The sequence below is a fragment of the Mycobacterium sp. genome, assembly GCF_052144515.1.
Lineage (GTDB): Bacteria > Actinomycetota > Actinomycetes > Mycobacteriales > Mycobacteriaceae > Mycobacterium.
This window is the reverse complement of the sequence record NZ_JBKQQD010000071.1, coordinates 50829-61168: the sequence shown is the minus strand read 5'-3', so window position 1 is coordinate 61168 and position 10340 is coordinate 50829. Positions and strand designations below refer to the sequence as shown.

Annotated in this window: 8 protein-coding genes, 1 tRNA gene and 1 pseudogene; 3 read left to right on the top strand and 7 right to left on the bottom strand. The window is 64.6% G+C overall.

Annotation, left to right across the window (positions count from 1 at the left end; genetic code table 11):
- The 3 genes from ACLP9N_RS03815 to ACLP9N_RS03805 all read right to left on the bottom strand — a co-directional run.
- Positions 1-1054, bottom strand: a 1054-nt coding sequence (locus tag ACLP9N_RS03815; RefSeq protein ID WP_442406132.1) for an adenylate/guanylate cyclase domain-containing protein, incomplete at its 3' end; no start/stop codon positions are given.
- A gap of 1085 nt (positions 1055-2139) precedes the next feature.
- Complete coding sequence (locus tag ACLP9N_RS03810; RefSeq protein ID WP_442406131.1) at positions 2140-3120, bottom strand: AAA family ATPase; 981 nt, start codon at positions 3118-3120, stop codon at positions 2140-2142.
- A gap of 129 nt (positions 3121-3249) precedes the next feature.
- Positions 3250-3465, bottom strand: coding sequence for a helix-turn-helix transcriptional regulator (locus ACLP9N_RS03805; RefSeq protein WP_442406130.1), 216 nt, complete (start codon positions 3463-3465; stop codon positions 3250-3252).
- A gap of 164 nt (positions 3466-3629) precedes the next feature.
- Between ACLP9N_RS03805 and ACLP9N_RS03800 the strand changes: the two are divergent.
- Both ACLP9N_RS03800 and ACLP9N_RS03795 read left to right on the top strand, forming a co-directional pair.
- Positions 3630-4445, top strand: a pseudogene (locus tag ACLP9N_RS03800) (tyrosine-type recombinase/integrase); the annotation flags it as partial.
- Positions 4446-4515: 70 nt separating this feature from the next.
- Positions 4516-4824 carry a tyrosine-type recombinase/integrase gene (locus tag ACLP9N_RS03795; protein WP_442406129.1) on the top strand — a complete coding sequence of 103 codons (309 nt, stop codon included), beginning with the start codon at positions 4516-4518 and terminating at the stop codon, positions 4822-4824.
- 37 nt (positions 4825-4861) lie between these two features.
- Here the strand turns inward: ACLP9N_RS03795 and ACLP9N_RS03790 are convergent.
- The 4 genes from ACLP9N_RS03790 to ponA2 form a co-directional block, all read right to left on the bottom strand.
- Positions 4862-4935: transfer RNA gene (locus ACLP9N_RS03790), tRNA-Pro, on the bottom strand.
- 72 nt (positions 4936-5007) lie between these two features.
- Entirely contained in the window at positions 5008-6114 is a 1107-nt protein-coding gene (locus ACLP9N_RS03785) for a PLP-dependent cysteine synthase family protein (RefSeq protein WP_442406128.1), read from the bottom strand.
- On the bottom strand, positions 6111-7070 hold the full coding sequence (locus ACLP9N_RS03780) for a metallophosphoesterase (RefSeq protein ID WP_442406127.1): 960 nt from the start codon (positions 7068-7070) through the stop codon (positions 6111-6113). Before ACLP9N_RS03780 ends, ACLP9N_RS03785 begins: the two co-directional genes overlap by 4 nt.
- Before the next feature lie 89 nt (positions 7071-7159).
- The gene (gene ponA2, locus ACLP9N_RS03775; protein WP_442406126.1) at positions 7160-9598 is read right to left on the bottom strand and encodes a transglycosylase/D,D-transpeptidase PonA2; all 2439 of its coding nucleotides are present in this window, start codon (positions 9596-9598) and stop codon (positions 7160-7162) included.
- Positions 9599-9957: 359 nt separating this feature from the next.
- Between ponA2 and ACLP9N_RS03770 the strand changes: the two genes are divergently transcribed.
- The gene (locus ACLP9N_RS03770) at positions 9958-10311 is read left to right on the top strand and encodes a WhiB family transcriptional regulator (RefSeq protein ID WP_442406125.1); all 354 of its coding nucleotides are present in this window, start codon (positions 9958-9960) and stop codon (positions 10309-10311) included.
- Positions 10312-10340: the final 29 nt, after the last annotated feature.

The following is a 10340-nucleotide window of genomic DNA, read 5'->3' as shown; positions in this document are numbered from 1 at the left end:
CGCGTTCGACGAAGAGGCTCACCGCCGCAGAGTCGATTCCCGCTGCGGCGTCCAGAGAGCGCACCGGCCACACCTGCTCGTCGGGGACTCCGAGTCCTTCGCGGCTGGTGGCGAGGATTCGTACAGTCGCCGAGTGCGCGAGTATGGCTTCGATCAGGTCGGCGGCGGCGTCGAGAACGTGCTCACAGTTATCGATCACCAACAGCCGGACCCGGCCCTCCAACGCAGCGGCCACTGACTCGGTCACTGTCTTGCCCGGTTGCTGGGTGATGCCCAGCACCGCCGCCACTGCATCGGGTACCGCCGCCGGATCAGTGACTGCTGCGAGTTCGAAAACCCAAACCCCGTCCGGGAACTCATCGGCCAGTCGCACCGCGACTTCCAACGCGAGGCGGGTCTTACCAACTCCACCTACGCCTGTGAGTGTCACCAACCGATGCGCTTTGACCGCCGCTTGGATCTCGGTGACCTCGGACTCGCGTCCGATCAAGCTGGTGGTCGCAGCCCGCAGGTTCCCTGGACTCACATCCAGCGCCCGCAGGGCCGGGAACTCCGTGCGCAGGTCGGGCGCTCGGACCTGAAACACCCCCAGCGCCGTCGGTAGGTCGCGCAACCGTCGCGGCCCGAGATCGACGAGGTTTACTCCGCCAAGCAGACTCGCCGTCGACTCCGCCAGCAGGATCTGACCGCCGTGCCCGGCGGCCATCACCCGCGCCGCACGGTTGAGCACCGTTCCGAAGTAGTCGGACTCCCGCAGTTCGGCTTCGCCGGTTGCGATGCCCATCCGCACCGGCAACTCCAGTTCCCGCTGCGCGGCCACCGCTGCACCCACCGCTGACCTGGGCGAGGCGAACGCGGCGCATACACCGTCACCGGTGTGCTCGAACAACCAGCCCCCATGCGCCTCAATCGCCTTACGCAACACCTGATCGTGGGCGGCCAGCGCCGCCCGCATCCCATCGGCGTCGGCCTCCCACCGACGGGTCGAACCCTCAATATCGGTGAACAGAAACGTCACTACCCCCGAAGGAGCAGCCGCCGCAGGAGCGGACACCCCAGCAGAATCTCACAACAGACGCGTTCATACCATGCACATCGCCGATCCGGCCCTGCAGCCAGCAGTAGTCCAATGAATGTTTTGGTTATGCACTCTAAACTGGACAACGGGTTATTTAAGAGGAGCGGCAACAGAAATGGCAGACGACGCCAGCTCGTTGAGCTTCCTCAGTCGACGCCCCTTTTGGTGGTTCGTGATAGGTCCGGCTGGCGCTGTTGGCTCGGTGTGGGGGAAGCGCTTAGGCGAGGACCGTCCACTTCTGGGTCATATCGTTTTCATCCTCGGCCTAGTGCTTATTGCGATCGGTCACGGCTGGGCCATCGACTGGGCGTACGTTCGTCTTGCCGGTCATCATCGGCATCATTCAGCGACGCGCGTAAACGCAAGTAGCACGGACACCTGCGCATCGTGTTGTACGCCCGGAGCGCCACGATGCACCGGCCCGGCTGGCATATCCCCACTCTCATGCCAAGCCAAGTTCTCTCAACAACGCCCACTCGGCTTCGAACGGCCTCTTCCGCATACGCCGAACCGGCTTCCCGCTTGCTGGCTTATTAGGACTGCCCACCGGCTCTTGTATCCGCACGTAGCGCCTGATCGGTGCGTCCATGGGCTGGCCATTCCAACGACGCCGGTAGTGGGTACTGCACCAGCCCGACGTGTATGCCCGTCTTGTGCAGTCCTCATGCTTGCAGCGCATAGCGCCTCCGATCTCCTTGCGTCACTTGTTCGAATGGGGGGGACCCCCCAAGGGCCGAGAGGCGGGACACCTCATGCAAGTTAAACCCTCTCTCTCCGGGAAAATCCGGTCTGGACATGCAAAAGGCAATTGGGAGCTAAGGGCAGCGGGCCTTGTGCCGCAACCCCATTCATTCGTTTGTCCTCATAGCCTCCACCAGAGGCTCGATCTCCTTCGGTCCTACGAGCACATACACAGGACCTTGGGCGATGGACAGGCCGCCGTTGGCGCGTGGTGTGACGACCAGCTCGGAGCGTGGCCTGGTGCTTGGGATGCGGGTGCGTTGCGGAGACGGGATTCTGCAGTCTCCTCCCGCCTTCCCGTCTTCCCATCTTGGTTGCGCTCAGAGGCTTGTCGTCCACTTCTTACCTTCCCTGGTTCTCTTCACACCGAGCCGGTCACCGGCACCTCGTAGCTGGTCTGGGCTGTAGCCCTGTCCCATGGCCATGGCTTCGAGGTCGGAAGATGGCACTGGGCCATCGGACAGAGTGTCACTGAGCCACAAGTCAATTGCCGTGGTCTTGGGCCTGGGCTTAGCGGCGTCGGCCTGTTCGGAGAGCAAGTCCTGAATCGACCTGCTGTCATCACCGATGGAGTCCAGGCGGGCCACGGTCCCGTCACTTTCCTCAGTTGGAGGGAAGTGCTGAACCGGGGTCTTGATGAAGCGATGGGCCACGCCCTTCGCCCCGAGGTTGCTCTTGTCGGGGCCGACCAGCAGGGCCTTAGTGTCGGGGTCTTCGACCACATACATGGTGCTGCGTGCTACCTGGCGTAGAGCGCCTGACAACCCGTAGGTATTCCGAATATCTTGGCTTTCCTGTCGATTCGTATGGGTCACGAGGAGGATGGCCGCTCCTGTCTCAGCCGCGTAGTCCTTCCATGGGCTGACGGCTCGGCGGGCCTTCTGGGGATCCTTGACTTGTAGACCACCTGGGACCGTGTCAATCCAGGCATCCACCACTATGAGGCTGGGCGTGATCCCGATGCGACCCTGCAGTGCCGACATGTCATCGGGGAAGGTGGGCGTACCAGTGCCATCATCGTCCGCGCACAGGACGTGGACGCGGTCCAGATCGGCACGGGCTACTTCCAGCCGTGGACGGATGGTGTCCTCCCAGCCGTCCTCTGTGGCGATCAGGATGGCGTCAGCAGGATCACTGCTGATGGTAAATGGTCCCCAAGATTTGCCGGTGGTGACAGACGTGGTTGCTCGAATTGCCCAGAGCGACTTGCCAATTCCCTCAGCGCCAACCAGGAGGTTGACCTTGCCAGCGGCCAGGTAACCGGGTGCTAGCCTCCAGGCCACGGGCCTTGATTCCGCCATATCACTCGCTCTGCGTAGGTGTACTGCGCTCACTGCTTACTCCTCTGGGCCGTAGCCCTCCGATATGTTCAAGATGGGAAGGGGGAAGATGGGGAAGTTGGGGATGCGGGGACGGTTATCTGCCGCGCCCTACAGGACCCCACCTCTCGCGGTCGAGGCTTCCTGTGCGGCAATCCATGCCAGAACGTCCGAACGCCAATATCTGACGTAGCGCCCGCACTTCCAGCTCTTCGGACCGATACCGTTGGCGCGATACCAGCGATAGGTGGCTACGCTGTGGCCGCTCAAGTTAGCGGCGGCGTTGATGCTGAGCAACTCGTCGTCGGGTCTCGTTGTGTTAGTCATGATCTCTCCATAAGGCTCGGTAGCTGTTGTTAGCCAACTACTTCCAACTCGTCCTCTGCTAGTGGACCACGATCCGGTTTAGACCTTTCCGGAAAGTCTGTGCCCTTAGTCACACGCAGAATCTGCCGGTCCACGGTCGGACGCGTACCCTACGATTTCGAGCCATGAGCCAACAACGAGCACAGCGCCAAGGAATAGAGAACTTGTGGGTCAGCCGCTCCGGTGAGCGAACCAAGCTGCACGGCAAGGGGAATCAATGGCGAGCACGCTACGTCGACAGCAACGGCAAAGAGCATACCCGGCGATTCAGGTACAAAGCCGACGCCAACGAGTGGCTAAAGCAGATAACCCGCAGCGGGGCAGATGTCGCGCCACCCGTGACCGGGGAATGGACTGTAGCCCAGCAGTACTCATTCTGGATTCGCAAGGCGGACATCGCGGAGACCACCAGGGCCACCAGGCAACACACTTGGCGAGCACACGTTGCTGACAAGTGGGGTGATTTGCTAGTAACGAAGGTGTTTCCCTCAGACGTAAAGGCTTGGTTGGCTGACCTGGTCGACGCTGGAACCGGGGTGCCGACCATCGAGAATGCGCTTGGTGTGCTACGGATGGTGCTGAAAGACGCGGTCGATGATGGACGGCTAATCCGGAACCCGTGCGATGGGATTAACGCGCCCAGGCGTCAGCACAGGTCGCGGGCCTACCTGACTCACCACCAGGTGGAGCAACTGGCGCTGGCTGCCGGAGAAAATCAGGGGTTGGTGATCCGCCTCCTGGCCTACACGGGCCTGCGCTGGGGTGAACTCGCGGCGCTCTCGGTTGGGTCGGTGGACATGCTTCGTCGTCGCTTGCAGATCTCGCAAGCGGTAGCCGAGGCGGATGGCTGTCTGGAGTGGAAGTCGCCGAAGGATCACGAGCGCCGCTCAGTGCCCTTCCCCGCGTTCCTCGCGGATGAACTCGGCAAGCAAATGCTCGGCAAGGGCCGAGAAGATCTGCTGTTCTCAGCGTCGAAGGGCGGGCCGCTCCGGGTCTCGCACTGGAGACCGCGTGTGTTTCAACGCTGCCCGCGACTCGCTGGAGGACTTCCCGAAGGTGACTCCGAACGACCTCCGGCACACCGCCGCCAGCTTGGCAGTGTCTGCGGGCGGCAACGTCTTGGCGCTCGCGCGGATGCTAGGCCACGAAGACCCGAGCCTCACCCTTCGGACCTATGCCGACCTGTTCGACTCAGACCTGGATGCATTGGCGGACGTACTCGACCAGCACCGCACGGCGGCGCTTCAACCATCAAGTGCCAACAGTGACAGTGAATCTGAGGGAGGAAGCGTACCCGGTACGCTGCGGCAAACCGCATAGCTGCACTGAATACGGCATCTACCAGCCCTAATACCGGTCGGGGTGGCGGGATTCGAACCCACGGCCTCTTCGTCCCGAACGAAGCGCGCTACCAAGCTGCGCCACACCCCGCTTGAAGCCTCGACAGCCTATCGCACCGGCCCATCGACTGGCCAAACCGCGAGGCAGCGCATCACTGGGGCGTCAGCTCCAGGCGCATGACCGTTCGAATTCGAGCAGCGCCTCGGCGGGTCCGCTGGGATCAAGGCCCTGGGCACTGACCCACTCGTCGCTGAAGTAGGTGTCCGCGTAGCGGTCGCCGCTGTCGGCAAGCAGCGTGACCACCGAACCGCTGCGGCCCTCGGCCACCATCTCGGCGAGCAGCCCGAAGGCGCCCCACAAGTTCGTTCCCGTCGACGGGCCCACGCGGCGTCCCAGTACGGCGCTGACGTGGCGGGCGGCAGCGATCGACGCCGCATCGGGCACCGAGACCATCCGGTCGACCACGCCGGGCAGAAACGACGGCTCGACCCGCGGCCGGCCAATGCCCTCGATACGCGACGACGTAGGCATGACAATGTCATCTCGGCCTTCGGCGTAGGCAGGAAAGAATGCCGAGTTCTCCGGGTCGACCACACACAACCGAGTCGCGTGTCGCCGGTAGCGGATGTAGCGGCCGATCGTCGCGCTGGTTCCGCCGGTGCCCGCGCCGACCACGATCCAGTCCGGTATGGGGTGCTTCTCGTCGCGCATTTGCGCGTAGATCGACTCGGCAATGTTGTTGTTGCCGCGCCAGTCGGTGGCGCGCTCGGCGTTGGTGAACTGGTCCAGGTAGTGCCCGCCACTCTCCCGCGCAATACGCTCGGCCTCGGCGTACACCTGACTCGAGTTCTGCACGAAATGGCAACGCCCGCCTTGTGCTTCGATGAGCGCCACCTTGGAGGGACTGGTGGTCGCGGGCACCACGGCGATGAATGGCAGACCGAGCAGGGACGCGAAGTAGGCCTCGGATATCGCAGTGGAACCCGACGACGCCTCGACCACCGTGGTGCCCTCGTCGATCCATCCGTTGCACAGCGCGTACAGAAACAACGAGCGCGCCAACCGGTGTTTGAGGCTGCCGGTGATGTGGGTCGTCTCGTCTTTGAGATACAGCTCGATTTCGACGTTCGTGCCCCAGGTCGACGGCAGCGGGTACCGCAACAAGTGGGTGTCGGCACTGCGCCGGGCGTCGGCCTCGATTAGCCGGATCGCGTTGTCCGTCCAGCAGCGCGGCCGGCTGCGGACCGCGATCCGGGCCCGGTCGTTCAACGCAACGAGGCTGCTGGCTGAATGCGGCCCAGGTCGCTGGTGGAGTCTCGGCCACCCATCGGGCTGGCGATCAATGTCAGCAGGGTTGCTTCGGGCCGGCAGCAGAATCGCACCGGCGCAAACGGCGAGGTGCCGATACCGGCGGAAACATGCAGCCGCATGTCGGCGCCCCAGCGTGACGGCCCCTTCGCCCGGGTGCGGTCCAGGCCACAGTTGGTCACCAGCGCCCCGTAGAACGGCAGGCACAGCTGCCCGCCGTGGGTGTGGCCTGCCATCACCAGCTGATAGCCGTCGGCGGCGAAGCGGTCGAGCACCCGGGGTTCGGGCGAATGGGTAAGCCCCAGCCGCAGGTTCGCCGCCGGGCTCGCGGGGCCCGTGATCGCGTCGTAGCGGTCCCGGTCGATGTGCGGGTCGTCCACGCCCGCCGCCGCGATGTGCAGACCGGCCACCTCGAACTCACGGCGGGTGTGGGTGAGGTCGAGCCAGCCGCGCTCGGTGAACGCCGCCCGCAGGTCCTGCCAGGGCAATGGCTCGCCGCGAACCCGGTGACCGGGGTTGGCCAGGTAGTTCAACGGGTTCTTCAGCCGCGGCCCGAAGTAGTCGTTGCTGCCGAAGACGAAGACACCGGGCCGGGACAACAGGTCGCCCAGCGACTGGACGACGGCCGGCACCGCCTTCGGGTGCGCCAGGTTGTCGCCGGTGTTGACCACCAAGTCGGGCTCCCAGCTGGCCAGCTCACGCAGCCAAGCCTGCTTGCGGCGCTGATTGGGTGTCATGTGGAGGTCGCTGATATGCAGCACCCGCAGCGGTGTGGAGCCCGGCGTCAAGACGGGCATGGTCAGCTCGCGCAGCACGAACGCGTTGCGCTCGACGATCGCGGCGTAACCGATCCCGGCGACGGTCGAGCCGAGCGCTACGGCGCCGGTGCGTATCAGGGCGGGCAGAACGTCAGCCATGCAGGAAGCCTACTGCCAGTGGCGAACTGACGGCGCGTCTCTGGCCCAGACGAGGCCTCGTCGAGACCCGATGACGGGCCGATAGCCGGTTATGGCGGTGGTGGGGGCGGCGGCGGAGCCAGCAGCGGAATGGTGATCGGCGGCAAGCCCGGAATCTCCACCACCTGCGATCCGACCGGGATCGGTAGCGGTGGCCCACCTTCCGGTGGCGGTGGTGGTGGCGGCGGTGGCGGCGGGATCCCATTACTGACCTGGATCGTGATGATCGAACCCGGAATCGTTTGGCCGTTGGGAGTCGTCCCGACGACTTCGCCGAGCTTTGCGCTGCTGTTGACCGAGTTGGTTTGGTCGGCCACCTGGAAACCGGCTTCCTTCAGGCGCGAGCGTGCCGCGTCCACCTCCAGCCCGGCAACGCTGGGCACCCGCGAAGCCGGGGAGCCGTCGACGTAGCGGGGGTCGGTGGGCGGCAGCTTCACCTCACCGAAACTCGTGGCGATCGGTTTCATCGCGGTGAACCATGTCCGGGCCGGCTCATTACCGCCGTACAGGTCACCGTCGCCGCAGTGGCGCAGCGGTGCGGAACACAGATCCGTGGGATTGGGTGAGTCGTCGTAGATGTAGTTCGCCGCCGCATAGTGGCTGGTGAAGCCGACAAAGCCGGAGGAGCGGTGGGCTTCGGTAGTGCCGGTCTTGCCCGACACCGGCAGGTCCCAGCCGGCCGCGCCTGCCGAACCCGCCGCGGTGCCGCTGCCGAGCGCGTCTTTGCTCATCGCGTTGGCCATCGTGTTCGCCAGGCCCTCGGGCACCACCTGGTCGCAGGTCTCGGTGGTGACGGCGACTTCGTTGCCGTTGCGGTCGATCACCTTGTCGATCGGGCTGGGCGGGCACCACACGCCGCCGGAGGCCAGAGTGGCCGCGACATTCGACAGCTCGAGCGCGTTCAACTCGATCGGGCCGAGAGTGAACGAACCGATGTTCTGCCGTTTGACGAAGTCGGCCAGGCTCTCGTTGCTGTCCGGGTTGTAGTCGCGGGCAGTGCCGGGATTGGCGTAGGACCGCAGGCCGAGTTTGATCGCCATGTCCACGGTGCGGCTCACCCCGACTTGCTGGATCAGCTTGGCGAACGCGGTGTTGGGTGAGGTGGCCAATGCGTCGGTGACATTCATCGAACCGCGGTAGTTACCGGCGTTGACGACACACCAGGTGTCCTTGGGGCAGCCCTTGGCCCCGCCGCTTCCCATGCCTTTGGCCTGGAACCGGCCCGGGACTTCGAGTGTGGCGTTGATGCCCATGCCCATGTCCAGTGCGGCGGCGGTGGTGAAGATCTTGAAGATGGACCCCGCGCCGTCGCCGACCAGGGAGAACGGCTGCGGTCGCATGGTTTCACCGGCGTCGGTGTCCAGCCCGTATTTGCGGTTGCTGGCCATGGCCATTACGTGGTGGGAGTTCTTGCCCGGCGCGATCACGCTCATCACGCTGGAGATGCCCGGCAGGGTCGGGCTGGCGAACTTGTCGATGGCCGCCTTGACCGGGATCTGCACGTCGGGGTCGAGCGTGGTGCGGATCAGGTAGCCGCCCCTGGCGAGCTGCTCCTTGCTGATGCCGGCGCGCGACAAGTACTCCTGGACGTAGTCGCAGAAGAAGGCGCGGTCGCCTGCCGCGATGCAGCCCCGGGGCAGCTCGTTGGGCTGCGGCAAGATCCCCAGCGGCTGGGCCTTGGCGGCGCGCAATGCGTCGGCCTCCTGGGGCAGGTTCTCGATCATGGTGTCCAGGACCAAGTTCCGCCGGGCCAACGCGCCCTCAGGGTTGACGTACGGGTTGAGTGCGCTGGTCGACTGCACCATGCCCGCCAGCAGTGCCGCCTGCTGCCAGTTCAGGTCCGACGCGTTGATGCCGAAGTAGGTCTGCGCGGCGTCCTGCACGCCGAACGAGCCGTTACCGAACGAGACCAGGTTCAGGTAGCGGGTCAGGATCTCCGGTTTGGTGAAGGTCTTGTCCAGCGTGAGCGCCATCCGGATCTCGCGCAGCTTGCGCGCCGGGGTGGTTTCGACGGCCGCGCGCTTCTCGGCGTCGGTTTGGGCAGTTACCAGCAGTTGGTAGTTCTTGATGAACTGCTGTTCGATGGTCGAGCCGCCGCGGGTGTCGACGTCGCCGCGTGCATAGCCGGCGAGTCCGGTCAGGGTGCCCTTCCAGTCCACACCGTTGTGCTCGGTGAATCGTTTGTCCTCGATGGAGACGATCGCCAGTTTCATAGTGTTGGCGATCTTGTCGGTGGGTACCTCGAAGCGGCGCTGCGAGTACAGCCACGCGATCACGTTGCCCTTCGTGTCGACCATCGTCGACACCGCGGGCACCTGCCCCTCGAGAAGCTGGGCCGACCCGTTGGCGACCACTTCCGAGGCGCGGTTGGACATCAGCCCCAGGCCACCCGCGAACGGGAACATCAGGGCGGTGGCCACGACACTGGCCAGCAGGCAGCACCCAGCGAGCTTGAGGACCGTGAGGACGGCCGGGGGGCGCTCTGCCATGCGTACTACCCTAACCGCCCGCCCTGACGTCGACGTGCCCCGCGACCCCGAAAAGCCTCCCCACCAGGTGACCAGTGGTCGCCTCATCGGTCCCGGCCGACACTTTTCGCCTGCGTCACCGGTCAACCGCCCAAAACGGGGCCGCAGTGTTCCTGTTGGCCCCACGCTGCGCACCGAGACGGCACGCCCGTCCCAAAAAAAGCGTTATGAGACTGTTGCGCAATTGCTACCTGACCACCTAACTTAGACACACGGTGAGATTCAGGTAACACCGAAGTGCATAGTGTGGCCTAGGCCGCAGCTGGTCTGCGCTCGAGGAGGGCGGTCGCAAACCGCGACCGGGAGGAAGGAAACAGCTCTTGTCAGGTACGCGGCCGGCCCCGCGACGAACCAACCTGGTGGCTACCAATGCCACGCTGCTGCGCAGCGTCGACGCGGAAGAGCGGATCGCATGGGTGTCCAAGGCGTTGTGCCGAGCCACCGATCCCGACGAACTGTTTGTCCGCGGAGCCGCCCAACGTAAGGCCGCGGTGATCTGCCGTCACTGCCCTGTCATGCAGGAATGCGGAGCGGACGCGCTGGACAACAAGGTCGAGTTCGGCGTTTGGGGCGGGATGACCGAGCGTCAGCGCAGGGCCCTGCTCAAGCAACACCCCGAAGTGGTGTCGTGGGCGGACTTCTTCGACAAGCGCAAGCAGCGCAGCGTCGGCTGACTCTGTCCTGCCGCGCTTCATTGTTACTT